The organism is Mycobacterium farcinogenes (assembly GCF_019739075.1).
GTDB classification, from domain to species: domain Bacteria; phylum Actinomycetota; class Actinomycetes; order Mycobacteriales; family Mycobacteriaceae; genus Mycobacterium; species Mycobacterium senegalense.
Map to the genome: position 1 here is coordinate 4,912,782 of NZ_CP081673.1, position 24,314 is coordinate 4,937,095.

General features: G+C 66.2%; 33 protein-coding genes. 19 read left to right on the forward strand and 14 right to left on the reverse strand.

Annotation, left to right across the window (positions count from 1 at the left end; translation table 11 throughout):
* Window position 1: 1 nt before the first annotated feature.
* The 3 genes from K6L26_RS23340 to K6L26_RS23350 are packed head-to-tail and all read right to left on the reverse strand — an operon-like array spanning window position 2 to window position 2,951.
* Window positions 2–1,249, reverse strand: a complete 1,248-nt coding sequence (locus K6L26_RS23340) for a hypothetical protein (protein ID WP_221851629.1) — start codon at window positions 1,247–1,249, stop codon at window positions 2–4.
* The gene (locus K6L26_RS23345) at window positions 1,246–2,490 is read right to left on the reverse strand and encodes a WcaI family glycosyltransferase (protein ID WP_221851630.1); all 1,245 of its coding nucleotides are present in this window, start codon (window positions 2,488–2,490) and stop codon (window positions 1,246–1,248) included. The genes K6L26_RS23340 and K6L26_RS23345 overlap by 4 nt, the downstream gene beginning before the upstream one ends.
* The gene (locus tag K6L26_RS23350; RefSeq protein WP_234709394.1) at window positions 2,481–2,951 is read right to left on the reverse strand and encodes a DapH/DapD/GlmU-related protein; all 471 of its coding nucleotides are present in this window, start codon (window positions 2,949–2,951) and stop codon (window positions 2,481–2,483) included. The genes K6L26_RS23345 and K6L26_RS23350 overlap by 10 nt, the downstream gene beginning before the upstream one ends.
* 531 nt (window positions 2,952–3,482) lie before the next feature.
* Here K6L26_RS23350 and K6L26_RS23355 point away from each other — a divergent pair.
* From K6L26_RS23355 to K6L26_RS23370, 4 genes are all read left to right on the forward strand, one after another.
* The gene (locus tag K6L26_RS23355; RefSeq protein WP_131721876.1) at window positions 3,483–4,217 is read left to right on the forward strand and encodes an LbetaH domain-containing protein; all 735 of its coding nucleotides are present in this window, start codon (window positions 3,483–3,485) and stop codon (window positions 4,215–4,217) included.
* Between the two features lie 141 nt (window positions 4,218–4,358).
* On the forward strand, window positions 4,359–5,987 hold the full coding sequence (locus tag K6L26_RS23360; RefSeq protein ID WP_019345974.1) for an acyl-CoA carboxylase subunit beta: 1,629 nt from the start codon (window positions 4,359–4,361) through the stop codon (window positions 5,985–5,987).
* Entirely contained in the window at window positions 5,984–6,283 is a 300-nt protein-coding gene (locus K6L26_RS23365) for an acyl-CoA carboxylase subunit epsilon (RefSeq protein ID WP_047038049.1), read from the forward strand. Before K6L26_RS23360 ends, K6L26_RS23365 begins: the two co-directional genes overlap by 4 nt.
* A 44-nt stretch (window positions 6,284–6,327) precedes the next feature.
* Window positions 6,328–6,963 (forward strand): Maf family protein, encoded by a 636-nt coding sequence (locus tag K6L26_RS23370; RefSeq protein ID WP_019344643.1) that lies wholly within the window; start codon window positions 6,328–6,330, stop codon window positions 6,961–6,963.
* Here K6L26_RS23370 and K6L26_RS23375 read toward each other — a convergent pair.
* A complete protein-coding gene (locus K6L26_RS23375; RefSeq protein ID WP_221851632.1) occupies window positions 6,960–8,063 on the reverse strand; it encodes an alpha/beta fold hydrolase in 1,104 nt (367 codons plus the stop codon). The genes K6L26_RS23370 and K6L26_RS23375 overlap by 4 nt on opposite strands.
* A 138-nt stretch (window positions 8,064–8,201) precedes the next feature.
* Here K6L26_RS23375 and K6L26_RS23380 point away from each other — a divergent pair, with 138 nt between their 5' ends.
* From K6L26_RS23380 to K6L26_RS23395, 4 genes are all read left to right on the forward strand, one after another.
* Window positions 8,202–9,041, forward strand: coding sequence for an SDR family oxidoreductase (locus K6L26_RS23380; RefSeq protein WP_221851634.1), 840 nt, complete (start codon window positions 8,202–8,204; stop codon window positions 9,039–9,041).
* A 112-nt stretch (window positions 9,042–9,153) separates the two neighbouring features.
* Window positions 9,154–9,381, forward strand: coding sequence for a hypothetical protein (locus K6L26_RS23385; protein WP_230983367.1), 228 nt, complete (start codon window positions 9,154–9,156; stop codon window positions 9,379–9,381).
* A 34-nt stretch (window positions 9,382–9,415) separates the two neighbouring features.
* Window positions 9,416–10,303: a sulfurtransferase gene (locus K6L26_RS23390; protein ID WP_019344639.1), complete on the forward strand. Its 888-nt coding sequence runs from the start codon at window positions 9,416–9,418 to the stop codon at window positions 10,301–10,303.
* Window positions 10,304–10,305: 2 nt separating this feature from the next.
* The gene (locus tag K6L26_RS23395) at window positions 10,306–10,716 is read left to right on the forward strand and encodes a SufE family protein (protein WP_036388763.1); all 411 of its coding nucleotides are present in this window, start codon (window positions 10,306–10,308) and stop codon (window positions 10,714–10,716) included.
* 15 nt (window positions 10,717–10,731) lie between these two features.
* On the opposite strand, the gene K6L26_RS23400 is transcribed toward K6L26_RS23395, so the two are convergent.
* Window positions 10,732–11,460: a DUF6199 family natural product biosynthesis protein gene (locus K6L26_RS23400; protein WP_064895347.1), complete on the reverse strand. Its 729-nt coding sequence runs from the start codon at window positions 11,458–11,460 to the stop codon at window positions 10,732–10,734.
* Between the two features lie 201 nt (window positions 11,461–11,661).
* On the opposite strand from K6L26_RS23400, the gene K6L26_RS23405 reads away from it, so the two are divergent.
* The 3 genes from K6L26_RS23405 to K6L26_RS23415 all read left to right on the forward strand — a co-directional run bounded on the left by K6L26_RS23405 (window position 11,662) and on the right by K6L26_RS23415 (window position 14,856).
* Window positions 11,662–13,455: an acetyl-CoA carboxylase biotin carboxylase subunit gene (locus K6L26_RS23405; protein ID WP_036388765.1), complete on the forward strand. Its 1,794-nt coding sequence runs from the start codon at window positions 11,662–11,664 to the stop codon at window positions 13,453–13,455.
* 85 nt (window positions 13,456–13,540) lie between these two features.
* Window positions 13,541–13,873, forward strand: coding sequence for a hypothetical protein (locus K6L26_RS23410; protein ID WP_221851636.1), 333 nt, complete (start codon window positions 13,541–13,543; stop codon window positions 13,871–13,873).
* On the forward strand, window positions 13,870–14,856 hold the full coding sequence (locus tag K6L26_RS23415) for a malate dehydrogenase (protein WP_221851637.1): 987 nt from the start codon (window positions 13,870–13,872) through the stop codon (window positions 14,854–14,856). The genes K6L26_RS23410 and K6L26_RS23415 overlap by 4 nt, the downstream gene beginning before the upstream one ends.
* A 3-nt stretch (window positions 14,857–14,859) precedes the next feature.
* On the opposite strand, the gene K6L26_RS23420 is transcribed toward K6L26_RS23415, so the two are convergent.
* Window positions 14,860–15,405 carry a nucleotidyltransferase family protein gene (locus K6L26_RS23420; protein ID WP_221851639.1) on the reverse strand — a complete coding sequence of 182 codons (546 nt, stop codon included), beginning with the start codon at window positions 15,403–15,405 and terminating at the stop codon, window positions 14,860–14,862.
* A 196-nt stretch (window positions 15,406–15,601) separates the two neighbouring features.
* Here K6L26_RS23420 and K6L26_RS23425 point away from each other — a divergent pair, with 196 nt between their 5' ends.
* The gene (locus K6L26_RS23425) at window positions 15,602–16,024 is read left to right on the forward strand and encodes an STAS domain-containing protein (RefSeq protein ID WP_019348829.1); all 423 of its coding nucleotides are present in this window, start codon (window positions 15,602–15,604) and stop codon (window positions 16,022–16,024) included.
* Here the strand turns inward: K6L26_RS23425 and K6L26_RS23430 are convergent.
* Entirely contained in the window at window positions 15,995–16,747 is a 753-nt protein-coding gene (locus K6L26_RS23430) for an RNA polymerase sigma factor SigF (protein WP_043371037.1), read from the reverse strand. The genes K6L26_RS23425 and K6L26_RS23430 overlap by 30 nt on opposite strands.
* Window positions 16,744–17,178, reverse strand: a complete 435-nt coding sequence (locus tag K6L26_RS23435) for an ATP-binding protein (protein ID WP_036388772.1) — start codon at window positions 17,176–17,178, stop codon at window positions 16,744–16,746. Before K6L26_RS23435 ends, K6L26_RS23430 begins: the two co-directional genes overlap by 4 nt.
* Before the next feature lie 205 nt (window positions 17,179–17,383).
* Here K6L26_RS23435 and K6L26_RS23440 point away from each other — a divergent pair, with 205 nt between their 5' ends.
* Window positions 17,384–17,929 carry a DUF6328 family protein gene (locus tag K6L26_RS23440; protein ID WP_036390012.1) on the forward strand — a complete coding sequence of 182 codons (546 nt, stop codon included), beginning with the start codon at window positions 17,384–17,386 and terminating at the stop codon, window positions 17,927–17,929.
* On the opposite strand, the gene K6L26_RS23445 is transcribed toward K6L26_RS23440, so the two are convergent.
* The gene (locus K6L26_RS23445; protein WP_019348833.1) at window positions 17,897–18,883 is read right to left on the reverse strand and encodes an LLM class F420-dependent oxidoreductase; all 987 of its coding nucleotides are present in this window, start codon (window positions 18,881–18,883) and stop codon (window positions 17,897–17,899) included. The genes K6L26_RS23440 and K6L26_RS23445 overlap by 33 nt on opposite strands.
* 51 nt (window positions 18,884–18,934) lie before the next feature.
* On the opposite strand from K6L26_RS23445, the gene K6L26_RS23450 reads away from it, so the two are divergent.
* Window positions 18,935–19,279, forward strand: a complete 345-nt coding sequence (locus K6L26_RS23450) for a hypothetical protein (protein ID WP_019348834.1) — start codon at window positions 18,935–18,937, stop codon at window positions 19,277–19,279.
* 23 nt (window positions 19,280–19,302) lie between these two features.
* On the opposite strand, the gene usfY is transcribed toward K6L26_RS23450, so the two are convergent.
* The 4 genes from usfY to K6L26_RS23470 form a co-directional block, all read right to left on the reverse strand.
* Window positions 19,303–19,611 carry a protein UsfY gene (usfY, locus tag K6L26_RS23455; RefSeq protein ID WP_064895355.1) on the reverse strand — a complete coding sequence of 103 codons (309 nt, stop codon included), beginning with the start codon at window positions 19,609–19,611 and terminating at the stop codon, window positions 19,303–19,305.
* A gap of 197 nt (window positions 19,612–19,808) precedes the next feature.
* Complete coding sequence (locus tag K6L26_RS23460) at window positions 19,809–20,066, reverse strand: DUF7218 family protein (RefSeq protein ID WP_036388776.1); 258 nt, start codon at window positions 20,064–20,066, stop codon at window positions 19,809–19,811.
* Between the two features lie 54 nt (window positions 20,067–20,120).
* Entirely contained in the window at window positions 20,121–20,276 is a 156-nt protein-coding gene (locus K6L26_RS23465; RefSeq protein ID WP_019348837.1) for a hypothetical protein, read from the reverse strand.
* Between the two features lie 8 nt (window positions 20,277–20,284).
* Window positions 20,285–20,518: a hypothetical protein gene (locus tag K6L26_RS23470; protein WP_019348838.1), complete on the reverse strand. Its 234-nt coding sequence runs from the start codon at window positions 20,516–20,518 to the stop codon at window positions 20,285–20,287.
* Window positions 20,519–20,602: 84 nt separating this feature from the next.
* Between K6L26_RS23470 and K6L26_RS23475 the strand changes: the two genes are divergently transcribed.
* The 4 genes from K6L26_RS23475 (at window position 20,603) to K6L26_RS23490 (ending at window position 22,748) form a co-directional block, all read left to right on the forward strand.
* Complete coding sequence (locus K6L26_RS23475) at window positions 20,603–20,923, forward strand: ArsR/SmtB family transcription factor (protein ID WP_019348839.1); 321 nt, start codon at window positions 20,603–20,605, stop codon at window positions 20,921–20,923.
* A complete protein-coding gene (locus K6L26_RS23480; protein ID WP_064895359.1) occupies window positions 20,920–21,417 on the forward strand; it encodes an SRPBCC family protein in 498 nt (165 codons plus the stop codon). The genes K6L26_RS23475 and K6L26_RS23480 overlap by 4 nt, the downstream gene beginning before the upstream one ends.
* Complete coding sequence (locus K6L26_RS23485) at window positions 21,414–22,037, forward strand: maleylpyruvate isomerase family mycothiol-dependent enzyme (RefSeq protein WP_064895362.1); 624 nt, start codon at window positions 21,414–21,416, stop codon at window positions 22,035–22,037. The genes K6L26_RS23480 and K6L26_RS23485 overlap by 4 nt, the downstream gene beginning before the upstream one ends.
* 285 nt (window positions 22,038–22,322) lie before the next feature.
* Window positions 22,323–22,748, forward strand: a complete 426-nt coding sequence (locus tag K6L26_RS23490) for an STAS domain-containing protein (protein ID WP_064895365.1) — start codon at window positions 22,323–22,325, stop codon at window positions 22,746–22,748.
* Here K6L26_RS23490 and K6L26_RS23495 read toward each other — a convergent pair.
* Window positions 22,745–23,110 carry an ATP-binding protein gene (locus K6L26_RS23495; RefSeq protein WP_131805795.1) on the reverse strand — a complete coding sequence of 122 codons (366 nt, stop codon included), beginning with the start codon at window positions 23,108–23,110 and terminating at the stop codon, window positions 22,745–22,747. The two genes, K6L26_RS23490 and K6L26_RS23495, sit on opposite strands and share 4 nt — an antisense overlap.
* Window positions 23,111–23,273: 163 nt before the next feature.
* Here K6L26_RS23495 and K6L26_RS23500 point away from each other — a divergent pair, with 163 nt between their 5' ends.
* Window positions 23,274–24,293 carry a DNA topoisomerase IB gene (locus K6L26_RS23500; RefSeq protein WP_221851641.1) on the forward strand — a complete coding sequence of 340 codons (1,020 nt, stop codon included), beginning with the start codon at window positions 23,274–23,276 and terminating at the stop codon, window positions 24,291–24,293.
* Window positions 24,294–24,314: the final 21 nt, after the last annotated feature.

Here is a 24,314-nt window from a genome sequence, read left to right on the forward strand (position 1 = left end):
CTCACCGCCCCGCCCGACTGCTCGTTGTCGCAATCTGGCCCATGCGCACCAGTGGCGAATCCGCTGCCACGATCCGGTCGAGGACCACGGCAATCGCCTCGGGGTCGAAGGTGCTCGCGTAGTACGACGCGGTGAGATGCAGTTCGGAGGCGACGCGGTTGACGGCCAACGAGATCTGGTTCGAGTAGCGCACCGGCGCCTTGCGGACAAAGTGGTGTCCATCCGGCGTTGTCGCCCAGGAAATCTTGCCGGCCGCAGCCGAATTGGCATGGTCGGTCACGACGATCCGGGCCCGTCGGCTGTCGGTCTGCCAACGGGGAAGCTCAGCTGGACGGGTACGGAGCCGCGCGGCATATGCCATGCCGTACCGGACCAGGGCTCGACGCCCGTGCGTGTACTCGCTTATCGCATCGGCCACCAGGGCCGGGTCGTAAGGTGGCGCGATCTGTATGGGCGCGATGCCGACGAAATTCGCCAAGGTGCCAGCCCCGGGCGGAAGGTACCGACCCAGGTCGACCAGGAGTCCAACCTCGTCTTCCGGCGTTATTCCGTGGCTGCGCAATCCGTCCAGAAAGGCCGATAGGACGATGGCCGCCAGCGGTGCGCGTGGCAGGCAGCTGTCACGGTTCGCCCGCACCTCTTCCAGGAGGCCGGGTTGACTTCGGGCGTATGCCAACGATTCCGGTTCATCGAATTGCCCGGTGGGAACCACGGCGGCACTGCGGCGCAGCGGTTCGTCCAGTGCGCGCAGCATGCGCATGGGTTCTTTGCGCACGGTGTGGGCAACGGCACGCAGGCCAGGGTTACGAGTGGTCGCCACGGGTGCGGGTTCACTGAATCCGTGGCCTTCTGAGCCGGCCGCTGCGATCACCTCGCTGAACAACCGTCCGCCACCGAGACCGTGGTCGAAATTCAGGAAAAGCCATCGGTCCGCGATGTGGATGTGCGCGGTAGCCGGCGGAACCGCCGGACCGCCGGCCAGCAAGTCGAGCATCGCCCGGGCGGGGTCAGCCATATCCGGGGCCGGTCCGCTGGTCAACACCACCCCGTCGCACTCCGGATCGAAATCCCAGTGCCGCGATCTTCGGCTCGGACGCAAGCCGAGGCGGTTCTGCGGTCCCGCCGCAGCGATGGTCTGCAGCCGCACTTTGAGCAGGGCCGGCGGGAGCACCCGCTCCAGCGGGCCCACCAGATAGGTGACCGGCTGTCCGGCGTAAAAGCAGTCGTTGCGACTTACCTGAGTGTTCATGCCGGTAGTCCTCGGGCGGCGGAAGCCAGATCGCTCACCCACTTCTCGTACTGCGCTACCGCATTGGCGGCACCGAGGCGATCGCGGGCATATCGCGCGCCGCAGGAGCCGAATCGCTGCCGGGTCTGCTCGTCGCCGGCGAGCTGTCGCACCGACTCGACGAGGGCTTCTGGATCACCCGGCGGGATGACAAGTCCGGCTCCAGATGCACGAAGCTCTTCGGCGCTTCCGCTGGTCGGCTCGGTGGCGGCGATAATCGGCTTGGCCGCAGCGAAGTACGACGTCAGCTTGCTCGGAACGGCCATCTCGCCCACTCCGGGACGCTCGTTGACGAGCAGGATGTCGGCGGCAGACAGCGCCGCGCGAAACTCGCCGTCAGGCAACGGGTCGATCAATTGCACGGCTTCGGCGTCCCGGGCGACAGCGTCGAGCATGCGGCGCTGGTTACCGTCGCCGATCAGGACAAAGCGGATGTCGCGGTCGTCCGCCTCCACGTCGAACACGAGTCTCCCTGCGGCAACGACGTTTTCCAGCCCCTGCTTCACACCCATATTGCCGGTGTGCATCACGATGGTCTCGTTGGGCTGCCAACCGTACTTCTCTCGGACTGCCGACGGTGCGCTCGCAGGGGCAGCGTCGTCGATATGGGTCCAATTCCGGATGACAGCCAGATCGTCACTGCGCACGCCGATCTCGGCCAGCGAATCGGCAAAGCGCGGATGAATGACCGCGACGCCGGTCGCCGACCCCAGGACGGTCGATTCCAGCCGCGCGGTCACCGCGGCGGAGCGCCCTCCGACCGCCCCGGTTTCCACCACGCCCTTGCTGTACACGTCCTGCACGATCACCCCGACCGGGGTCTTCGACAACCGGGCCCGCGCCACCACGGGAGCGGCGGACAGCAGCGCGGGGCTCACCGTGATTACGACATCGGGGTCATTCCACTTGTGGCGGACCACAGCAGTTCCGAAGCTGGCCTCCATCCGGATTCGGCCCAGTGTGCTCTGCTCGCCGGGCACGCAATGGCCGACGCGGTGCACAGTCACACCTCGCACCACCTCGGTACAGCGGCGCACGCCTCGGTACTCCTGGGCGACACGCCACTGGGGGTAGTGCGGCAACCCGGTGATCACCGTGACGTCATGCCCGCGCTCGGCGAGCCCTTCGGCAATCCCGGTGGTGTACGGGGCTATTCCGGTCACTTCCGGCGCGTAGTTGATACCGATGATCGTCACCCGCATGCGGCCCCCTTCGCCGGCCGTGGCGGAAACAGCGTGTGACCGGACGGAACATCCCGGGAGACAAGGCTGGTCGCGGCGATGGTCGCGCCGTCACCGATTCGCACCCCCCGCAACACGGTTGCGCGGGCAGCCAGCCAGACCCGGTCACCTATGACGATAGGTCCGTTGTCGAACTCGAACGTCGGACTCGCCCGATCGTGACTGCCGGTGCACAGCAGAACCTCTTGGGAGACACACGTATTCGATCCGATCGTCACATTCTCCAGGTTCAGAATCCACGCACCCTCACCGATCCACGAATGCGCGCCCACGTCGAGCTTCCACGGCCAGTGGATCCTGACATCGTGGCGAATCAACGCGCCGATCCCGATCCTGGCGCCGAATGCCCGCAACACGGCAACCCGCACCCGGTTCGGCATCCACCACCGGAACAGAACGGATCGCGAAACGACCAGCCACATGATCTGCACCGACAGACTCCGGCCCCGGTCATAGCCCGTCCCGGCGAAGCCGGAGAGCGCAAATCGATTGCCGGTGGAGGGCGGTTCGCTCGATGACGTTGATGACATTGGCGCGATCAGGTGAAAGCTCCCGTCCCCTTGGCGGCACACGGAGGTCCACAACAACAACAACGATTGCGCGATTACGCGACATCACAATGTTCGCTTGTCGGACGTCCCCCGGCGCCGTACCGGCATTTGCATCACGTTCCTGGTCACGGATCCAGGTCGTGGGCACCCAGCATCTGCAACACTGGCGTGACGTCCCGACCATACGCAACGACAAGCGATCTCGCACCCGTCACCTGTCAGAGCGTTGGATCAACGCCTTGATCGATGTCCTGATCTACCCCGAATCAGGCGCGCCCACACGGATATCCGGTGTACCTCATCTCGCGGCCTCCGTGATACGGCCCACAAACTGTCGCAGCGGTAAACCTGCGAGTGTTGCGGCGTCAGTAGATTCGGCAGTACCGACCGACGATGTCCGCCATGGCACCCCTGGCGGAGAAAGGCGTATCGATGCTGGAAATGCTTTGCTGGCTTCTACTTCCGCCGTCGTCGTTCAAGAACCGGGTACTGAGGTTGTTCGGTCATCGAATCGCCGGCACCGCCAGGATCGGTCCGACCGTTGTCCGCAACGTCGGGCGGTTCGAGCTGGGCGAGGGCGCTCGGATCGGAGCATTCAATGTGGTCCGTGGGTTGGGGTTGGTCCGTTTCGACGACTACGCGGCGATGGAATCGTGGAATTGGATTTCGGCGCACCCCGCCTTCCAGCAACTCGATGCTCGGGCTGGGACGTTGTTTCTCGGCTACGGCGCGAAGCTGGGCAGCAGGCACTATGCGGACTGCTCCGGCACCATCGTCGTGCGCGAATACGCCGCGGTCGGCGGGAACCGGTGCCTGCTGCAGACCCACGAGCCCGATTTCGCCCACAAGCGACAAACAGTCGGCCGGATAACCGTCGGACATCACTCACTGGTCGGCAGCCGAGCCGTGATGCTGAAGGACAGCCACCTTCCCGATCAGTCGCTGCTGGCCGCCAATTCGACCATGACCCGCGGATCGACACCGGAGTCGAAGCGCGGGCTGTACGCCGGGTCGCCGGCCACCTGGAAGCGGGAGACCACGGGTGAGTACTTCGATCGCGACACGCTCAGCATGACCGAGCATGTGATCGACAGTCCCATGGGAGTGCTGCCCGAGGATCGTGCGCTCGACACCTGACAGTTCGGTCGCTGACCGGCCTGCACGCGCCGCGAACCCATTTGCCCGAGCATGGGCACGTCTCAGTCCGGACAGAACGTGACGCGCGCCACGCCCACCTCTCTTAGACCTGTCTTAGGGTTACCGATAACATCGGGACCCATGACGAGCGTTACCGAGCCGTCCGCCGAGCATCAGGTGGACATCCACACCACTGCAGGCAAGCTGGCCGATCTGAAGAGGCGCGCCGAAGAGACGCTGCATCCCGTCGGCGAAGCCGCCGTGGAGAAGGTGCACGCCAAGGGCAAGCTGACGGCCCGGGAGCGCATCCTCGCCCTGCTCGATGAGGGGTCGTTCGTCGAACTCGACGCGCTGGCCAAGCACCGCAGCACCAACTTCGGCCTGGAGAACAACCGGCCGCTGGGTGACGGTGTGATCACCGGCTACGGCACCATCGACGGCCGCGACGTCTGCATCTTCAGCCAGGACGCCACCGTGTTCGGCGGCAGCCTCGGTGAGGTGTACGGCGAGAAGATCGTCAAGGTCCAGGAACTGGCCATCAAGACCGGCCGGCCGCTGATCGGTATCAACGACGGCGCCGGCGCCCGCATCCAAGAGGGTGTGGTCTCCCTCGGCCTGTACAGCCGGATCTTCCACAACAACATCAAGGCCTCGGGCGTGATCCCGCAGATCTCGCTGATCATGGGTGCGGCGGCCGGCGGGCACGTCTACTCCCCCGCGCTGACCGACTTCGTCATCATGGTCGACCAGACCAGCCAGATGTTCATCACCGGCCCGGACGTCATCAAGACCGTCACCGGCGAGGACGTCACCATGGAGGAGCTGGGCGGCGCCCACACCCACATGGCCAAGTCCGGCACCGCGCACTACGTCGCCTCCGGTGAGCAGGACGCCTTCGAGTACGTCCGCGACCTGCTGAGCTACCTGCCCCCGAACAACTACGCCGAGCCGCCGCACTACCCGGTGGCCCCGGTCGAGGGCTCGATCGAGGAGACCCTCACCGACGAGGACCTCGAGCTCGACACGCTGATCCCGGATTCGCCGAATCAGCCGTACGACATGCACGAGGTCATCACCCGCATCCTCGACGACGACGAGTTCCTCGAGGTGCAGGCCGGCTACGCCGGCAACATCGTGGTCGGCTTCGGCCGCGTCGACGGTCGCCCGGTGGGCATCGTGGCCAACCAGCCCACCCAGTTCGCCGGCTGCCTCGACATCAACGCCTCGGAGAAGGCCGCCCGGTTCATCCGGACCTGCGACTGCTTCAACATCCCGATCGTGCTGTTGGTCGACGTCCCCGGCTTCCTGCCCGGTACCGACCAGGAGTACAACGGCATCATCCGGCGCGGCGCCAAGCTGCTCTACGCCTACGGCGAGGCCACGGTCGCCAAGGTCACCGTCATCACCCGCAAGTCCTACGGCGGCGCGTACTGCGTGATGGGTTCCAAGGACATGGGCGCCGATGTGGTGGTGGCCTGGCCGACCGCCCAGATCGCCGTGATGGGCGCCTCGGGCGCGGTGGGCTTCGTGTACCGCTCCGAGCTCAAGAAGGCCGCCGCTGACGGCCAAGATGTCGACGCGCTGCGCCTGGAGCTGCAGCAGACCTACGAGGACACCCTGGTCAACCCGTACATCGCGGCCGAGCGCGGATATGTCGACGCGGTCATCCCGCCGTCGCACACCCGCGGCTACGTGGCCAACGCGCTGCGGTTGCTTGAGCGCAAGATCATTCAGATGCCGCCGAAGAAGCACGGGAACATTCCACTGTGAGCGGGGCGAACGATTCAGCGACTGTGAGCGGGGCGAACGAGGCGACTGTGTCCGACGAGACCGCGACCGAAGACGTCAAGGCCGACCACGAGGCACACATCAAGGTGCTGCGTGGCGAGCCCAGCGACGAGGAGATGGCCGCGCTGATGGCCGTGCTCAGCACCGCCGGCGGCGGCGCGGCCGAGCCGGCTGTGCGTGACCGCAACCTGTGGGGCCACCCGGTGGACAAGCTGCGCTACTCGATCTTCAGCTGGCAGCGGGTGACGCTGTTGGAGCGCACCCACATGCGGCGCTAGTGAGCGGCTAGATGAGCGCTTACGCGAAGAAGAGACAGCACTGAATGACCCGGGTCGTCCTGGGTTCGGCATCGACAGGCCGGCTTGGCGTTCTGCGCCAGGCCGGCCTCGATCCGTTGGTGGTGGTTTCCGGGGTCGACGAGGACGCCGTGATGGCGTCGTTGGCCGGCGCTGCACCGGAACAGGTGGTCAGTGGGCTGGCCGCGGCCAAAGCCGACGCGGTGTTCACCCACCTGCCTGCGGCGGTCGCCGACGACTGTGTGCTCATCGGTTGTGATTCGATGCTGCTGCTCGACGGGCAGTTGTGCGGCAAGCCCGGAGATGTCGACACCGCGCGCCGACAGTGGCAGACGATGGCAGGCCGGACGGCTCAGCTGTATTCCGGTCATGCCGTGCTCGTCGTCCGGGACGGGTCGGTCGTCCATCGCGCGGCCGATACCGGTATTACCGCAGTGCATTTCGGTTCGCCGACCGACGCGGACCTCGAGGCTTATCTCCGCAGTGGCGAACCACTCGGTGTCGCAGGCGGTTTCACGCTCGACGGGTTGGGCGGGTGGTTCATCGACGGCATCGACGGAGATCCGTCGAACGTGATCGGGTTGAGCCTGCCGCTGCTGCGCCGAATGCTGGCCGGCGCCGGGTTGTCGGTGGCGCAACTGTGGAACGCGGGAACTCCCTAGGCTGTCCGGGCAACCCGCCTTCGGGCCGAATGGGCCGTGGCGATGCGGGCAACCTCCTTCGACGCGCGCCGGATCAGTTCCATCTCGACAGGCGCGAGATGCCGGCGGCCGGCGCCGATGGTCTTGGTCCCGTTGCTGAGCCGGCGTATCCAGGCATCAGGTTCGATCAGTGTTTCTTCCCAGGCCTGCGCGTCGCGCCAGTCGTTCATGCCGGCCGCCGTGGCCTCGCACCTCAGCGCGGCACCGAGTTCCCGGTCCAGCAGTTGCCGTACCGCATCGGCGCCCCGCCACGGATCGTTGATGAGCCAGGAATGGTAGGCGCCGGGTATCCGGTAGAGCGTCGCGTCGGCTTCGTCGGCCAGTTCCACGGCGCAGTCGAACGGCACGATGCCGTCACTTTCCCCGTGCAGCACCATGGTCGGGATTTCCCGATCGCGCAGCGTTCGCAGCAGCACGGCACATTTGCCGGATCGCATCATGGCGCGGGCGGCGCCGACGAACCCGGTGTGCGGCAGCATCCTGCCCATCGACACCGCGGTCAGCATTCGCAGGTACCGGGTGACGGCCGCGAGTTTCACCGCGATCGGGTCGCGGTACAGGTCGGTGACGGCCCCGGCCACCGTGCGCATCCACAACCGCGGCGAGCGCATGGTGGTCTCGAGGGCGGCATCGAACGAAGCACCTGCCGCGGCGTCGATGAGAAGAGCCGCGAGTACTCGATCGGGTGCGTTCGCGGCGAGCTGGATGACTATCCGGCCGCCCATCGAATGGCCGGAGAAAACGGCGCGCCGAACCCCGAGCACATCGAGCGTTCGCAGCACCAAATCGGTTCTGTCATTCAATCCGACTGCCTCGCAAGGCAAATCGGCGGTATCGCCGTGCCCGGCGACGTCGATCGCGATGACGAGGAATCCGAGTGCGGCGATGCGGTTCAACAGCCGCAGGTAGTGACGCCGGTTCAGCCCGAGACCGTGTAGGAACACCATCGGTACCCCGCGGCCACCGATCGACACTCCGACCTGAAGCCCGTCCTCGAGGTCGAGCACATGATGCTCGAACCATGCTCTACGGCCTGCGAGATCGGTTGCCACCGCGTTCATCCCGGCTCCTTCTTTTGTGTAACGGGTGTACCCCGAGGGGGCGTTTGTAAACGGACCCGGGCGCCGAGCAGAGTCGCCGCGCGTTTTGGTAGCCGATCCGCGGGTACCCGCGCCAGAGTCGATGGAAGGAGCAGCGTCATGGGTTTTCCCGATCAACATCAGCCGGTGCCGGGCGTGCAGAAACAGATGGACCCGGTACCCGATTGCGGCGAGAGCAGCTACCGGGGGTCAGAGAAGCTGGTCGGTAAGAGAGCGCTCATCACCGGCGGTGACAGCGGTATCGGCCGCGCCGTGGCCATTGCCTTCGCTCGCGAGGGCGCTGACGTTGCGATCGCCTACCTCAACGAAGACGAAGACGCCGAGTCGGTTGCGGAATTGGTGCGGCAGGCCGGGCGCAAATGTGTGCTGATCCCCGGTGATCTCTCGGATCCGGGTCACTGCCGTTCGGTGGTCGACCGCACCGTGACGGAGTTGGGCGGTATCGACATCCTGGTCAGCAATGCCGCGTATCAGATGACGCATGACACCTTGGCGGAGATCGACGACGAGGAATGGGATTACACCTTCAAGCTGAACGTCGGCGCTTACTTCCACTTGGTCAAGGCGGCCGTGCCGCACATGGCGCCCGGTTCGTCCGTCATCGGTAGCTCATCGGTCAATTCCGACATGCCGTCTCCGACGCTGGCTCCCTACGCCGCCACCAAGGCCGCGATTGCCAACTTCTCGGCAAGCTTGGCGCAATTGTTGGGCGACAAAGGGATTCGAGTGAACAGCGTCGCTCCGGGTCCCATCTGGACTCCCCTGATCCCATCGACGATGCCGTCGGAGAAGGTCCGCTCATTCGGAGACGACACACCGCTGGGCCGCGCCGGCCAGCCCGCTGAACTGGCGCCGGCTTATGTGCTGCTCGCTTCAGACGACGGCAGCTACATTTCGGGGGCCAGAGTGGCGGTCACGGGTGGTCGCCCGATTCTCTAGCGCCGGTGGTCAGACCGCTGCCGGGTGCAGTGACCAAATTGCAACCTATTTGGCCGGCGCCACGCCGTGTCCATGTCCCGGAAAGTCTCAACCACGGGTTGACACTGGGCCGATGCCAGTCGAAGAAACAATGTGGGATGTTCGCGTGGCACGCGACTTCGAGACATGCGACCTGGAGCGGCTGCGCGCCGCATTCGCCGACATCATCGCCAAGCGCCTGTCGCCGGGTAAGCGGTTGCTGCGCGTGGTGACCTGGTCTCAGAACGGCGGCTCTCTCTTCCGCGCCAACAATGGTGCCCGCCGCTTCGCGGTGGCCTACGAGGTCGCGTTCACCGCGTAGACGCCAATACCCGGTCCGACGGTACGCTCTTGGTGTGCCGCTGCCTGCTGATCCCAGCCCCACCCTCGCCGAGTACGCCCATCCGGAGCGTCTGGTCACCGCCGATTGGCTGGCCAGCAACCTGGGTCGGCCCGGTTTGGCCATCGTCGAGTCCGACGAGGATGTCCTGCTCTACGACACCGGCCACATCCCGGGCGCGGTCAAGATCGACTGGCATCTCGACCTCAACGACCCCAATGTGCGTGACTACATCAACGGCGAACAGTTCGCCGAGTTGATGGACCGTAAGGGCATCAGCCGCGACGACACCGTCGTCATCTACGGCGACAAGAGCAACTGGTGGGCTGCCTACGCACTGTGGGTGTTCACCCTGTTCGGCCACCCCGACGTGCGCCTGCTCGACGGCGGACGCGACCTGTGGGTCTCCCACGGCCGCGACACCACCCTTGAGGTGCCGACCCGCCAGTCCAGCGGCTATCCGGTGGTGGAGCGCAACGACGCCCCGATCCGCGCCTACCGCGACGACGTACTCGCGATCCTCGGCAAACAGCCGTTGATCGACGTCCGCTCGCCCCAGGAGTACACGGGCGAACGCACCCACATGCCCGACTACCCGGAAGAGGGCGCGCTGCGCGGCGGGCACATCCCCACCGCGAAGTCGATCCCGTGGGCCAAGGCCGCCAGGGACAGCGGGCAGTTCCGTAGCCGCGCCGAACTCGCGGAGCTCTACGGTTTTCTCAAGCCCGAGGACGAGACGGTGGTGTACTGCCGCATCGGCGAGCGCTCCAGCCATACCTGGTTCGTGCTGACCTACCTGCTCGGCCTGCCCGGAGTGCGCAACTACGACGGCTCGTGGACCGAGTGGGGCAACGCCGTGCGGGTGCCCGTCGCCGTCGGCCCCGATCCCGGTACCGCGCCGTGACGATGCCGGCCGCTCTGGAGGAGGTCGTCTCCGACTTCCAGGAGGTGGCCGGCCAGGACAAGCTGCAGCTGTTGTTGGAGTTCGCCAACGAGTTGCCGGCCTTGCCGAGCCATCTCGAGGAAGCGGCCATGGAGCCGGTTCCCGAGTGCCAGTCACCGCTGTTCCTGGACGTCGACGCGTCCGACCGGGACAACGTGCGGCTGTACTTCAGCGCTCCCCCGGAAGCGCCGACGACACGTGGGTTCGCCGCGATCCTGGCTGCTGGTCTGGACGGCCAACCCGCCGATGACATCCTCGCGGTGCCCGACGACTTCTACACCGCGCTGGGCCTGGCCGCGTTGATCAGCCCGCTGCGCCTGCGCGGCATGTCGGCGATGCTGACGCGGATCAAGCGACGGTTGCGCGGGGCCTGAGCGCCAGAGGACCTGTTACGGGTCCGGATACATCTTCTCGGGGAGTTTCGGGACGACGTTGCCCGCCGCCGCCGGCAGGATCTCGGTTCCGTACCTATCCACGATGGCCGAGTCGGTGACGACCGGCGGTGGCACCGAGCCGTCGACGAACCGTGACGTTTCGTGAACCTTGCTACCGACGCCCGGGTGGCAGCGTTCGGATTTGGCCACCGCACCGAGTTCCTCAGGCGCCCAGAACAATTCCGGGTTCACGAGCCGTGGTGCGGCCGTGGCCGGGCCCCACACGGCGGACGTGTAGCACGGGTAGCTGGACTTGAATGGACCGTGGCTTGCCGAGTCGCGCACCGCCACCCGCACCGATTCACGGGGGGCCAGGTAGTACACGGTGATCTCGATGCCCTTGGGGAACTCGTGGGTGAAGTAACCGATCACCGGCAGCGGTCCGCGCTTCTGCGGCGGCGGCGCGACGAACGCGGCCTCCGCCGCCTTCCGCTGTTGTTCGGCCTCGCGGCGGTCCTTCCGCTGGAAGTCACTGTCGATGATCGACCAGCCCACGAACAGCGCCAGCAGGATCACGAAAACCCCGCCGGCCCGGGTCATCCCGTAGGCCGCGTCGCTCGGTTCGTTGGCCTCCGGGTTCTTGAACTTCCAGGACTCCGTGAGCCACCAGATGCGCTGCGGTGCGGCGGCCATCGCCCCGCCCACCAACACGCCCACGACAATGACCAATATCGCCGCACCCACGAGCTCACAGTAATGGCGTCGGACTGTGCATCGAGACGCGAATTTCCCACGTCAACAGCAGCGATGCGGCCCCGGACGGATATCGGTCAAAACCTACTCGCCGGTAACCGATACCGGTTTGGCAAGCGCCAAGGTGCGCCGCATAAACTGCCCGCGATAGATTCTTAAAGACGTTTCTTAGAGAACTGCCGAGGAGGCACCGTGGCCAACCACGCCAGCTCAAAGATCTCCAAGGTGCTGGTCGCCAATCGCGGGGAGATCGCGGTCCGGGTGATCCGCGCCGCCAAAGACGCTGGACTTGCCAGCGTGGCCGTGTATGCCGAGCCTGACGCCGATGCACCGCACGTGCGGCTCGCCGATGAAGCCTTCGCTCTGGGGGGCCAGACCTCAGCCGAGTCCTACCTGGTCTTCGAGAAGCTCTTGGACGCCGCCGCGAAGTCCGGCGCCAATGCCATCCACCCGGGCTACGGCTTCCTGTCGGAGAACGCCGACTTCGCCCAGGCTGTGCTCGACGCCGGGCTGATCTGGATCGGGCCGAGCCCGCAGTCGATCCGCGATCTGGGTGACAAGGTGACCGCCCGTCACATCGCCGCACGCGCCCAGGCACCGCTGGTTCCCGGCACCCCGGACCCGGTGAAGGACGCCGACGAGGTCGTCGCGTTCGCCAAGGAGTTCGGCGTGCCGGTCGCGATCAAGGCCGCCTTCGGCGGTGGCGGTCGCGGCATGAAGGTGGCCCGCACCATCGAGGAGATCCCCGAGCTGTTCGAGTCGGCGACCCGTGAGGCCGTCGCCGCGTTCGGCCGCGGCGAGTGCTTCGTCGAGCGCTACCTGGACAAGCCGCGCCACGTCGAGGCTCAGGTGATCGCCGATACGCACGGCAACGTCGTCGTCGCCGGTACCCGCGACTGCTCGCTGCAGCGCCGCTTCCAGAAGCTGGTCGAGGAGGCTCCGGCCCCGTTCCTGACCGACGCGCAGCGCAAGGAGATCCACGAGTCCGCCAAGCGCATCTGCAAGGAGGCCGGCTACTACGGTGCCGGCACCGTCGAGTACCTGGTCGGCCAGGATGGCCTGATCTCCTTCCTCGAGGTCAACACCCGCCTGCAGGTGGAACACCCGGTCACCGAGGAGACCTCGGGCATCGACCTGGTGCTGCAGCAGTTCAAGATCGCCAACGGCGAGGCTCTGGACATCACCGAGGATCCGACCCCGCGCGGCCACTCCTTCGAGTTCCGGATCAACGGTGAGGACGCCGGCCGTGGCTTCCTGCCCGCCCCCGGCCCGGTCACCAAGTTCGAGGCCCCGACAGGCCCGGGCGTCCGGATGGACTCCGGTGTGGAGACCGGTTCGGTCATCGGCGGTCAGTTCGACTCGATGCTGGCCAAGCTGATCGTCACCGGCGCCACCCGCGAAGAGGCCTTGGCCCGCTCGCGCCGGGCGCTGGCCGAGTTCAACGTCGAAGGCCTGGCCACGGTCATCCCGTTCCACCGGGCCGTGACCGCCGACCCCGCCTTCATCGGCGACGGCGAGAAGTTCGACGTGCACACCCGCTGGATCGAGACCGAGTGGAACAACACGGTCGAGCCGTTCACCGGTGGCGATCCGATCGAGGAAGAGGACACCGTGCCTCGCCAGACCGTCGTCGTCGAGGTCGGCGGGCGCCGCCTGGAGGTGTCGCTGCCCGGCGACCTGGCGATCGGCGGTGGCGGCGGCGCTGCGCCCGGTGTCGTCCGCAAGAAGCCCAAGGCCCGCAAGCGCGGCGCCGGCGGCGGTGCGGCGGCATCCGGTGACTCGGTGACCGCACCGATGCAGGGCACCGTGGTCAAGGTGGCTGTCGAAGAGGGCCAGGAAGTGGCCGCGGGCGACCTCGTCGTGGTGCTGGAGGCCATGAAGATGGAGAACCCCGTCACGGCCCACAAGGACGGCGTCATCACCGGTCTGGCCGTCGAGGCGGGTGCCGCCATCACGCAGGGCACCGTGATCGCCGAGATCAAGTAGATCGTTCGAGCCGAATGGCCACTTGTGGCACGGATTCTGCTGAATCCTGTGTCATAGGTGGCCTTTCGGCATTCTGGGAGGTGCTGTGGAACCTGTAGAGATCAACAACGGCCAGTGGTACCTGCGCGGCCTGCGCGCCGATGACCGGGTCGACGACCGGCCCGCACTCACCGACTTGGGCGAGGACGACCTGGACTACGTGCACGACGCCGCGGACGGCTGGGCCGACGACACCCGCTACACCTGGGCGGTGTGCGAACCGACCACCGGCGAGCTGCTCGCCGAGGTGATCCTCGATCCGGTCACCGGATACCTGAGCAGTCGCGGCCGCCCCGGCTTCGAGGACGCCGCTGCCATCTCGGAGGACACCGTTCGCCGCTACGCCGCGCAGGTGCTCGGACTGGAGGTGCACACGTGACCGCTCCCAAGGTCGTCACGGTCACCGGCGCGGCCGGCCAGATCGGTTATGCCGCGCTGTTCCGCATCGGCGCGGGCGCCCTGCTGGGCCGCGGCCAGCCCGTGAAGCTGCGGCTGCTGGAACTGCCCTCGGCGGTCCGCGCCGCCGAAGGCGTGGTCATGGAGCTGGTCGACAGCGCCTTCGATCTGCTGGTCGACATCGAGATCCACGACGACCCGGTGCGCGCGTTCGACGGGGTCGATGTCGCGCTGCTGGTCGGGGCTCGGCCACGCAGCAAGGGAATGGAGCGGGCCGATCTGTTGGCGGCCAACGCCGCGATATTCGCCGAGTCGGGTAAAGCCCTGAACGCAGGCGCGGCCACGGATGTGCGCGTCGTCGTGGTGGGCAACCCGGCGAACACCAATGCGCTGGTGGCCGCGGCCCATGCCCCCGACATCCCGGCTGAGCGGTTCACCGCGCTGACCCGGCTGGACCACAACCGGGCAGTCGCCGCGCTTGCCGCCCACGCGGGTGTTCACGTCACGGACGTGTCCCGGGTGACCGTGTGGGGCAATCACTCCCCGACCATGTACCCCGACATCTTCCATGCGGTGGTCGCTGGCCGGCCGGGCTCGGAGTACGCCGCCGACACCGACTGGCTGACCAACGACTTCATCCCGACCGTGGCCACCCGCGGTACCGCGATCATCGAGGCCCGTGGCACCTCGTCGGCCGCGTCGGCCGCCAACGCCGCCATCGACCACGTCCGGGACTGGGTGGACGGCACCGATCCCGACGACTGGACCTCGGTGGCACTGCCCTCCCCCGGCGTCTACGGGGTGCCTGAGGGTGTGGTCGCCTCGCTGCCGGTACGTGCGGTCGACGGCGCGTGGGAGATCGTGGAGGGCCTGGAGGTCAACGACTTCTCCAGGGCCCGGATCGACGCGTCGGTGGCCGAATTGCTCGAGGAACGCCACGCCGTGGAGCGGTTGGGTCTGCTGTAGGGCTCAGCGCTCGTCGATATCGACACCGGTGGCCAGGTCACCGCATTCCACGGCGCTGACGTCGTCGCGCCCCGCGAGGAAGGACCTGGCCCCCTGATCGCCGTGCAACGAGGCGGCCAGCGCGGCGAGGTGTCTGCGGGCCACGACCACGGGATGTCCGGGCCGGCCGTCGTAGACGGCGCGGGCCAGGCCTGAACGGGAACCGCGTGCCGCAAAGAGGACCCGCGCCACCGCATCGGCGCCGACATCAGGCGTATCGACGGTGTGTAGGACTATCCATTCGGCGTCGCCCGCGGCGTTCAGCCCGTCGCGCACCGACGCGCTCATACCGTCGGCCCAGCCGGTGGCCACCACGGAGCGCGCGGGCGCAGGCACATCGACCACGGCCGCGCCGAGCACCACGATCACGTCGTCGCAGCCACCGCCATTGAGCGCGGCGACCGCCCGATCAAGCCATTGCCCTTCTGCGGCAAGGACTTTCGGCATCCCGTACCGACTGCCCGCGCCGGCGGCCAGTACCACCCCGGCGACCGCATCGGCCTTCGACATGGCAATAGTCTGACCTGCAACCATAAGAATCCGCTCAGACGATTGTCGGATGACATTGATCGCGGTAGGGTCCGTTACAGGTTGAGTTCACAGCCGCTGCGGGCGTCATCGACATACGCGCGGGGGACTCCCACCCTTGCCGATCGACGCCGCACCAACAGTACGAATACGTGTATTACGACTGATGGAGCTACCGATGACCGCTATCTCGACGAGCGTACCGATCGACCACACCGACGATTCGCCGGCCGCCTTCGCCACCCGGTGGCTGCCGCCGTCAACGGCGGTGATCAGCGCCCGCGGCGACATCGACGCCGTCAACGCAGCCGATTTCGCCGACTACGCAGCGCGTCACATTCCGAAGGCGGAGCGGGTCGCGATCGACCTCAGCGAAATCGACTTCTTCGGCACCGCGGGGTTTTACGCCCTCACCGACATCGAGGTGCACTGCTCGGCCGCCGATGTCGACTGGGTGGTGGTGCCCAGCAAAGCAGTGAACCGGCTGCTGCGGGTGTGCGACCCGGATTCGGCGCTACGCACGTGCTACAGCGTGGCCGCTGCGCTGTCCACCCTCAACGGCAAGACTCCGCTACTGCAGTTGGTCACGAAGTCGCGCTAGCGATTTCGCCAGCAGCCTCGATACGTGCATCTGCGAAACACCGACACGCTCGGCGATCTGCGTCTGCGTCATCGACTCGAAGAACCGGAGCAACAGCACGGTGCGTTCCCGCTCCGGTAGTTGAGCGAGCAACGGCCGCAGCGTTTCTCTGTTGTCTATCTGATCCAGACCGGTGTCCTCATCGCCGAGCGTGTCCACAATCGCCGGCGCTTCCTCGTCTCCCCCACCGCCGCTGTCGATGGACAGCGTGTTGTATGAGCTCCCGGCAACCAGTCCTTCGATCACCTCTTCGCGGTCCATGTCGAGTTCTGCGGCGAGCTCGGATGCGGTCGGGGCACGCCCCAGCCGTTGGGACAGCTCCGCGGTCGCCGCGCCCAGCCTCAGGTGCAGCTCCTTGAGCCGGCGCGGCACCTTCACCGACCAGCTGTTGTCCCGGAAGTGGCGCCTGACCTCCCCCATGATCGTCGGCACCGCGAAGGACACGAAGTCTGACCCGGCCTCGACATCGAACCGGTTGACCGCATTGACCAGCCCGACCCGCGCCACCTGAGTCAGGTCCTCGCGTGATTCCCCGCGGCCGTCGAAGCGCCGCGCGATGTGGTCGGCCAGCGGCAGACACCGCTGGACGATCCGCTCACGTTGGCGCTCGTAAGCCGACGAGTCCTCGGGCATTCCGCTGAGTTCGCGAAACATATCGCGAACGTCCGCATATTCGGACGTCACCGCAGCAGGCTCGCTCGCCTCGTCGTCAGGGTGATGCCGCATACCTGACCGGCTTCCGGCCCGTCGCCGTCGGTGAAAGTCTTGACTTCGTCGGTCAGGGAGCTCAAGACGTGCCAGCTGAAGCTGCCCGGCTCGACCACCGCGGAGCCGGTGCAGGACGTCGAGGCGGTGATCACCACCGCGTCGTCGCCCGGGTCGACGATCAAACGCAGAGCCGCATCCGGGACCGCTGCCCGAATCAACGCTGTGCAGGCCTCGTCCACGGCCAAGCGCAGGTCGGCGACGACGTCGAAATCGAGGTCTTCGAAAGCGGCGACGGCCGCGACAAGCGTGCGCACTACGGCCAGGTTCTCCAACCTGGCCGCGACCCGAATCTCCACCGACCGCTCGACGCGGTTCGACGGCTTGGACTGGCCATGTTCGTCGGCCATCTCACCTCCTGGCATCTCGGACCGACAGTATCCCAGGCGCGAACCTGGCCTCGCGAGGCCGCTCTGCCGATCGTCGATGCCGTCTCGTCATTGACACTGCCGTTCCCTTCTGCGCGCAGACGAGGTCCCGCCTGCGACGCCCGGGCCAGGGATGCCCACCCGGACGCACCCCGAAACCTGCGACCGGCATGGGATCATCGACGGTATGGATCCGGACCGTCCCGAGCTGGATCAGCCGTGGGACCAGACCGCTCGCCACGAAACGGAAGCCGAGCGGCTGGACCGCAACTGGAGCAGTCTCCTGCAGGAGCTGAGGGTCGTGCAGACCGGCGTTCAACTGCTCACCGGACTGTTGTTGACTCTGCCGTTCCAGGAACGGTTCTCGATGCTCGACGAGCCGATGCGGATCCTGTACCTGGTGACGGTCGCGTGTTCGGCCGCTGCCACCGCGCTGTTGGTCGCACCCGTCGGCATGCATCGCCTGCTGTTCCGTAGGCATCGGTTGAACCTGCTGGTCTCCGCCTCCCACCGCTGCGCATTCTTCGGGCTGGTGTTGCTCGGCCTCGCGATGACCGGGGTGACCGAATTGATCTTCGACACGGTCGCCGGGCGCGAGGCCGGGGTGATCGCAGGGGTGGTGGCCTTGTTGACGTTCGTGGGCATTTGGCTGCTGCTGCCGTTGGCGATGCGGCTGGGTGACCCGATGTCGGCGGGGCCGTCAGTCGAACTCGGCGTGCAGCGCGGCCAGTAGCGGCTTTGCCGCTTCGTCGAGGAATCGCTGCTGGCCCTCGTCGCCGATCTGGACCAGGGCGACGTCGGTGAATCCCGCTTCGAGATAGGGGGCCACGGCCGCGACGATCGCGTCCAGGTCCGGTCCGCACGGAATGGACTCGGCCACATCCTCAGGGCGCACGAACTGCGTCGCCGCGGCGAACCCGGCCGGGGTGGGAAGCTCGGCGTTGACGGCCCAGCCACCGGCGAACCATCGGAACTGGTCATGGGCCCGTTGCACCGCTGCGTCTCGATCGGGATCCCAGCACACCGGGATCTGACCGATGACACGTCCCTCGGGCAGGACACCGGTCGCCTGCCGGCGGTGCTGCCAGCCCTCCACGATCGCCCGGTCGGGTGCGACGTTGATCAGATGGTCGGCGGAGACCGCAAGTTTTTCGACGGCCTTCTCGCCGGTCATCGAGACGGCAATGGTCACCGGAATTTCCGGTACATCCCAGATGCGGGCCGAGTTCGCTTCGAAGAACTCGCCCCTGAAATCGATCAGGTCCCCACTGAGCAGTTCGCGGATCAATTTGATGGCCTCGGCCAACATGTCCAGCCGCCGCTCGACCGTGGGCCAGCCTTGGCCCACGACGTGCTCGTTGAGGTTCTCGCCGCTTCCCAGCCCGAGGGTGAACCGGCCGCCGGACAGGATCTGCACCGTGGCCGCCTGCTGGGCGACGATCGCGGGGTGATACCTGATGGTGGGGCAGGTCACGTAGGAGTAGAGGTCCACGTCGTGGGTGGCGTGGGCGACCGCGCCCAGGACAGCCCATGCGTTGGGCGCATGTCCCTGACTGGCCAGCCAGGGGCTGAAGTGGTCGCTGCTCACCTCGAAGTCGAAGCCGGCCCGCTCTGCCGACACCGCGTAGTCGACCAGCTCTCGTGGGCCGCTCTGCTCGGTCATCAGGGTGTATCCGAATCTGGCCATGGCGCAGGGATAGCCCGTGCAGAACCCCCCGAAACTGGGTATGCGAACCCAATGACCGAATCACAGACTCTGCAGACACAGGACAACGGCGGACGACGGATGCGGATTCCGGTGACGTGGGTGCTGGTTGTGTTGACCATCCCGGCGGCGGTCGCGGTGTTTCTGTATGGCATGGGCGCGGTGATGAGCATGGCCGGATGCACCGGCGACGTGTGCGCGGATAAGGGACCGGGCGAATTCTGGTTCGGGATCCTGTTCTACGGCGCGCCGGTGGTGCCGATCGTCACCATCGCCGTGTCGATCTTCACCGCGCGCATGCGGTACGGAATCCTGGTGCCGATCATCGGTTTGGTGCTGTTGGCAATCGATTTCGCCATACTGGCCGCCACATTCTGAGTGGCGGAGCAGCCGCGCCGGCCTCAGCTGCTCGGCCGCTGGCGCATCACCCCGGGATGGTCTGTGTACCAGCGGTCCTCGATACGGCGGACTCTCAAGTGCTCGAGCGCCAGCCACATCGAGCCGACGATGAATCCGGCCGCGGACAGGGTGCCTACGGTCAGACCCACGTCGGAGTGGCCGGTGGCGAATGCCGCCAGCGTGCCGACGAACAGCACCAACCCGACGAGGATGAGTATCAGCGCCGGCATGATGACGTTGTCCTTCATCGACTCGCCGGCATGCGGCCGGGTCGTCCTGGCGTGGTCAACGGGGTCCTTTGGGCCGTGCATGGCTGCTCCTTCCGCCATTACTCGCGCCACCTGCTGCATGGGCTGTCTTCCACGGTAGAACTCCGGGGCTCCGCTGGCGAGAAAAACGTCAGATTGTTTGCCGTCGCTGCCGACCCACGCTGACACAGCTCCAACACCACACCACGGCCCCGCTGATACAGCGGGGCCGTGGGCAGGCCTTCCGGCCGCGGTCGTGATCAGTGGTTTCGCAGCATCCCGATCAGCTCGCGCTTGTTCTTGTCGGAATATCCTTTGATCCCAAGCTCTTTCGCCCGGTGACGCAGATCGTCGACTTTCCAGTCATCGTAGGAGCCGGACTCGCCGCCCGAACGTCCGACGCTCGAACGCCCCCTGGCGGCAGCGGCATTGGAGATCCGCGCGGCTTTCTCCTTCGAGTTTCCTTCTTCTCGCAGCTCCTCGTAGAGCTTTTCGTCCTTGATCGACGGATTCGGCATCAAGCACCTCCTTGTTGTTGATGACTGCCGGTGACGGCTTCGTCGCCGTACGCGTCAATACCAGCTTCGCCGCCCTGCGACCGGCCGCCCGATCGCTCCGAGCAGCCAGAACACCCCGCCGATGACCAGCAGGACAACGCCGATCACCCAGAGCAGGTACATATCGAGGATCAAACCGAGAATGAGCAGAACTGCGCCGAGAACAATCATGACGACCTCTATTCGCCGGCCGCGATGGATGCCATCGCACTGGGTTGCGGCAGACGGCACTCGTCCACCTTGGGGTTGACGCCCGCGTAGTTGAGCGGACCTGCAAGGACCGTCAGCGCGACAGCACCGGCAGTCGCGCAGTTGGTCGATCCACCATGGAAATAGTCGCGCTGCCACGCTGCCACCACACCGATGATCAGCCAGATCAGCACGAGCGTCCCGAACAATCCACCGAGTCTCATGGCATGCCAGATACCCGCTTACGCGCAGGTCAAACATTCGGCAGGCTCGACCCGGTGCGGTTGGTAAGCGTAGACTTACGGTTCGTGGTGACTTACCCATCGAGTGATCCGTGGGCCGCCCTGGCCGACGGCAGTCGCCGGGCCATCGTCCGCAGACTTGCCGCGGGCCCGTTGGCCGTGGGCGAGTTGGCCCGTGAGCTGCCGATCAGTCGGCCGGCGGTTTCACAACACCTCAAGGTGCTGAAGTCTGCCGGGCTGGTCTGTGATCGAGCCGCCGGAACCCGCCGTGTCTACCACGTCGATCCCGACGGCATCGCAGCGCTTCGCGCAGAGCTGGACAGCTTTTGGGGCCGGGCGCTGCACGCGTACCAGGAGATCGTCGAACAGGAGGCGCAGCCGACATGACACCCGTGGAAGTCGAACCGATCCGCAAGAGCGTCGTAGTCGATGCTGCCGTGGACCGGGCATTCACCTTGTTCATCGACCGGTTCGACGCAATCAAGCCGCGCGAACACAATCTGCTCGCGGTACCGGTGGCGCAAACCGTTTTCGAACCTCGCGTCGGTGGCCACATCTACGACGTCGGGATCGACGGCAGCCGATGTGAGTGGTCACGCGTCCTGGTCTATGAGCCGCCGACCCGCGTCGTTTTCTCGTGGGACATCGGACCCACCTGGCAGATCGAATCCGATCCGGATCGCACGAGTGAGGTGGAAGTCCGGTTCGTGCCCCTGGGACCTGCGCGTACCCGCGTCGAGCTGGAACACCGGCACCTCGAGCGCCACGGCGAGGGGTGGCGTTCGGTGGCCGGCGGCGTCGGCGGTGACGCCGGATGGCCCCTGTACCTGCACCGTTACCTGGCCGTGCTCACCGCGGAAACACCGGGCGGGCCGCAATGAACACCGAACCGTCGCTGATGGACCTCGCTCGCGACGAGCGAGCCGACCTCGCGGAGTTTCTGGCCACGTTGACCCCTGCGCAATGGCAGACCGAGTCACTATGTGCCGGATGGACCGTGAAAGACGTTGTGGCCCACGTCATCAGCTACGAAGAGCTAGGGTGGGCCGGGCTACTCAAGCGGTTCGCCAAGGGGCGGATCGTGCACGCCAATGAGGTCGGGGTCGACGAATACTCGACCATGTCGATCGAGGAACTGCTCGAGTTCCTCAGCCACCACCTTCGTCCGCAGGGACTGACGGCAGGATTCGGCGGCATGATCGGACTGGTCGACGGCACCGTCCACCACCAAGACATCCGCCGCGCACTCGGGCTTCCCCGCACCGTGCCGCCGCAGCGGTTACAGCGAATCCTGCCGCTGGTGCCCGGCAACCCGCGGCTCGGGGCGGGGCGCCGCATCAAGGGACTTCGGCTGCGCGCCAACGACATCGACTGGGAGCACGGCAGCGGTCTGGAAGTCACCGGTACCGGCGAGGCATTGCTGCTGGCCATGACGGGCCGTCGACAAGCCGCCGAGGAACTCGCAGGAAGCGGAGCGGCGATTCTGCTCAGTCGGCTCTGAGCCGGCGCGAATCCCTTTGCCTGCCAACGCCTCCGAAACTTGTAGCCAATGTGGCGCGTGGGGCTGCAGTGACCTCGTGTCAGACGTGACCTGAGGATACTAAGAATCTCGTGGACCGTTTGTTCAAGACCATGCCGCAGCGTAGAGTTCAGTGCAGGTTGAGTTCACAGCCGCCCCGGAATCGTCATCGGGTGCAGGAGCGTGACACCCCCTGTACCCAGGGGTTTTGAGCCCACAGAGCCTGAGCGTGACGTGACCACAGTATTTCTACTGATGGAGTCACCGATGTCAACAATGAATGCCGCCAAACCGGCGCCGACGTCCAACCACCGCCCCCGCGCGGAATTCAGCGCCCAGTGGCTATCGCCCGCGACAGCAGTGATCAGTGTCCATGGTGAGTTGGATGCGTCCAACGCCGCCGACCTGGTCGAATGCGGAATGCGGCACAGCAGGGCGGGCGCCCAGCTCGTCCTTGACCTCAGCACGGTCGAGTTCTTCGGCGCGGGTTGCTTTGCCTGCCTGCACACACTCAACGTCAGGTACGCCGGCGACGACGTCGAGTGGGTGCTGATTCCGAGCGCTGCGGTGTCCCGGGTGCTGCGAATATGCGATCCGGCCCGCGCACTGCCGGTCTCCAGCGAGCTTCCGGCCGCCCTGTCGATGCTGCACGAGCAACCACGCCCGCTGCAGCTGGTGAATACCGAGCACTAAGCCCTGGCCCACCGCCGACGGACGGTCAGTGCGATACCGAGCGCAGTGTCGTCGACGAAAGTTTCGGCTTTCTCGGTGAGCGCCTCCAGTACCCGGCGACTGAACCCGTTCAAGACGGTACTGCCGGGATCCCTGTGGACGCTGTCACAGGCAGCGGACACCCGCACGGTCAGTTCGCGAGCGTGGGGGTCTTCATCCAGCACCAGCACGGCCCCCGGCGACGACATACCGATCAGCACAGTGCATGCTTCGTCCACGGCCAAAGCCAAATTGGCGGCCGTCTCCGCGTCCAGCCCCTCGTAGTCGGCCAGGCAACAGGTCATCGCTCTCACTACCGCCAGTGCCTCTGTTCGTGCGGGCACCCGAAACTCCACGGCACGCCCGCCGCTGGTGTGGCCAGATCTCCCGTGGGGTATTCGCTGACCGTGCAACACAGTGAGCCGAGGCCCCGGTGCCCAGTCCGACGGTGACATATCTGACGCTTACCCACAGAGGTGTGGTCGCCAAACCCGTGCGGCGGCCCCAATGAGGCTGCGCCGCAGTGTGGTCAGCGGGCCGGGCATACACCGGGTCCGCCGCGGCCGGGGATTCAGTTATCGCCAGGACGACGGCAACACGGTCACCGACGCGGCAACACTGAAGCGCATCGACGCTCTGGTGATTCCGCCGGCCTGGAAAAAAGTATGGATTTGTCCGCACCCCAACGGACACATCCAGGCGGTCGGCACTGACGTCGCCGGCCGGCGCCAATACCTCTATCACCCCCAATGGCAGGCAGAACGTAGCGAGGAGAAGTTCGACCGCGTGCTGGAGTTGTCGACCGGGTTGCCCGACTGGCGCAACGACATCGCACGTGATCTGCGGCGTCGCGGCCTCCGACGCGATCGCGTACTGGCCCTGGGCCTTCGGCTACTGGACCTCGGCTACTTCCGCGCCGGTGGGGACCAGTACGCCGAGGAGAACAACTCCTTCGGCATCGCCACGCTGCTGCGCGAACACATCACGCTGCGGTCAGATGCGGTCGAGTTCGACTATCCGGCCAAGAGCGGCGTGCGCCGCACACTGATGGTCGAGGACCCGGCGGTGGTGCGCGCGGTGCGCTCCCTGCAACGCAGCCGAGGCAACGGTGATCGATTGCTGGCCTTCCGCAATTCGTCCGAATGGACCGAGGTTCATGCCGATGATCTCAACATCCGGTTCAAAGAGATGGTCGGCGAAAGTTACACCGTCAAAGATCTGCGCACGTGGCACGGCACGGTGCTGGCGGCCGAGGCCTTCGTCGATGCGGACCCGCCGGTCGACGACAAGGTGGTCAAACGCGTCGAATCCGCCGTGATGCGCGAGGTCGCCGAGGCTCTCGGCAACACTCCGGCAGTCGCCCGCAGCGCCTACGTCGATCCTCGGGTGGTCGAGGCCTATCGCGACGGTTTGACCATCGGTGCCGCAGTACGTCGCGCCGCTCGCGTCAGGAACAGCGACCAGCGTCAGGGAATCCTGGAGCGCGGGACCGCACGGTTGATCCGGAAGGTGGCCAGGCAGGCATGATCACGAACTGCACCACGGCGA

Coding starts and splice junctions, on each gene's coding strand:
- K6L26_RS23485 (WP_064895362.1), top strand. CDS start 21,414: ATGAACACCGAACCGTCGCTGATGGACCTCGCTCGCGACGAGCGAGCC.
- K6L26_RS23450 (WP_019348834.1), top strand. CDS start 18,935: ATGACCGAATCACAGACTCTGCAGACACAGGACAACGGCGGACGACGG.
- K6L26_RS23500 (WP_221851641.1), top strand. CDS start 23,274: ATGAGGCTGCGCCGCAGTGTGGTCAGCGGGCCGGGCATACACCGGGTC.
- K6L26_RS23440 (WP_036390012.1), top strand. CDS start 17,384: ATGGATCCGGACCGTCCCGAGCTGGATCAGCCGTGGGACCAGACCGCT.
- usfY (WP_064895355.1), bottom strand. CDS start 19,611: ATGCACGGCCCAAAGGACCCCGTTGACCACGCCAGGACGACCCGGCCG.
- K6L26_RS23355 (WP_131721876.1), top strand. CDS start 3,483: ATGGCACCCCTGGCGGAGAAAGGCGTATCGATGCTGGAAATGCTTTGC.
- K6L26_RS23465 (WP_019348837.1), bottom strand. CDS start 20,276: ATGATTGTTCTCGGCGCAGTTCTGCTCATTCTCGGTTTGATCCTCGAT.
- K6L26_RS23395 (WP_036388763.1), top strand. CDS start 10,306: ATGCCGGCCGCTCTGGAGGAGGTCGTCTCCGACTTCCAGGAGGTGGCC.
- K6L26_RS23350 (WP_234709394.1), bottom strand. CDS start 2,951: ATGTGGCTGGTCGTTTCGCGATCCGTTCTGTTCCGGTGGTGGATGCCG.
- K6L26_RS23425 (WP_019348829.1), top strand. CDS start 15,602: ATGACCGCTATCTCGACGAGCGTACCGATCGACCACACCGACGATTCG.
- K6L26_RS23340 (WP_221851629.1), bottom strand. CDS start 1,249: ATGAACACTCAGGTAAGTCGCAACGACTGCTTTTACGCCGGACAGCCG.
- K6L26_RS23445 (WP_019348833.1), bottom strand. CDS start 18,883: ATGGCCAGATTCGGATACACCCTGATGACCGAGCAGAGCGGCCCACGA.
- K6L26_RS23470 (WP_019348838.1), bottom strand. CDS start 20,518: ATGAGACTCGGTGGATTGTTCGGGACGCTCGTGCTGATCTGGCTGATC.
- K6L26_RS23480 (WP_064895359.1), top strand. CDS start 20,920: ATGACACCCGTGGAAGTCGAACCGATCCGCAAGAGCGTCGTAGTCGAT.
- K6L26_RS23460 (WP_036388776.1), bottom strand. CDS start 20,066: ATGCCGAATCCGTCGATCAAGGACGAAAAGCTCTACGAGGAGCTGCGA.
- K6L26_RS23490 (WP_064895365.1), top strand. CDS start 22,323: ATGTCAACAATGAATGCCGCCAAACCGGCGCCGACGTCCAACCACCGC.
- K6L26_RS23380 (WP_221851634.1), top strand. CDS start 8,202: ATGGGTTTTCCCGATCAACATCAGCCGGTGCCGGGCGTGCAGAAACAG.
- K6L26_RS23435 (WP_036388772.1), bottom strand. CDS start 17,178: ATGGCCGACGAACATGGCCAGTCCAAGCCGTCGAACCGCGTCGAGCGG.
- K6L26_RS23370 (WP_019344643.1), top strand. CDS start 6,328: ATGACCCGGGTCGTCCTGGGTTCGGCATCGACAGGCCGGCTTGGCGTT.
- K6L26_RS23360 (WP_019345974.1), top strand. CDS start 4,359: ATGACGAGCGTTACCGAGCCGTCCGCCGAGCATCAGGTGGACATCCAC.
- K6L26_RS23385 (WP_230983367.1), top strand. CDS start 9,154: ATGCCAGTCGAAGAAACAATGTGGGATGTTCGCGTGGCACGCGACTTC.
- K6L26_RS23375 (WP_221851632.1), bottom strand. CDS start 8,063: ATGAACGCGGTGGCAACCGATCTCGCAGGCCGTAGAGCATGGTTCGAG.
- K6L26_RS23345 (WP_221851630.1), bottom strand. CDS start 2,490: ATGCGGGTGACGATCATCGGTATCAACTACGCGCCGGAAGTGACCGGA.
- K6L26_RS23420 (WP_221851639.1), bottom strand. CDS start 15,405: ATGTCGAAGGCCGATGCGGTCGCCGGGGTGGTACTGGCCGCCGGCGCG.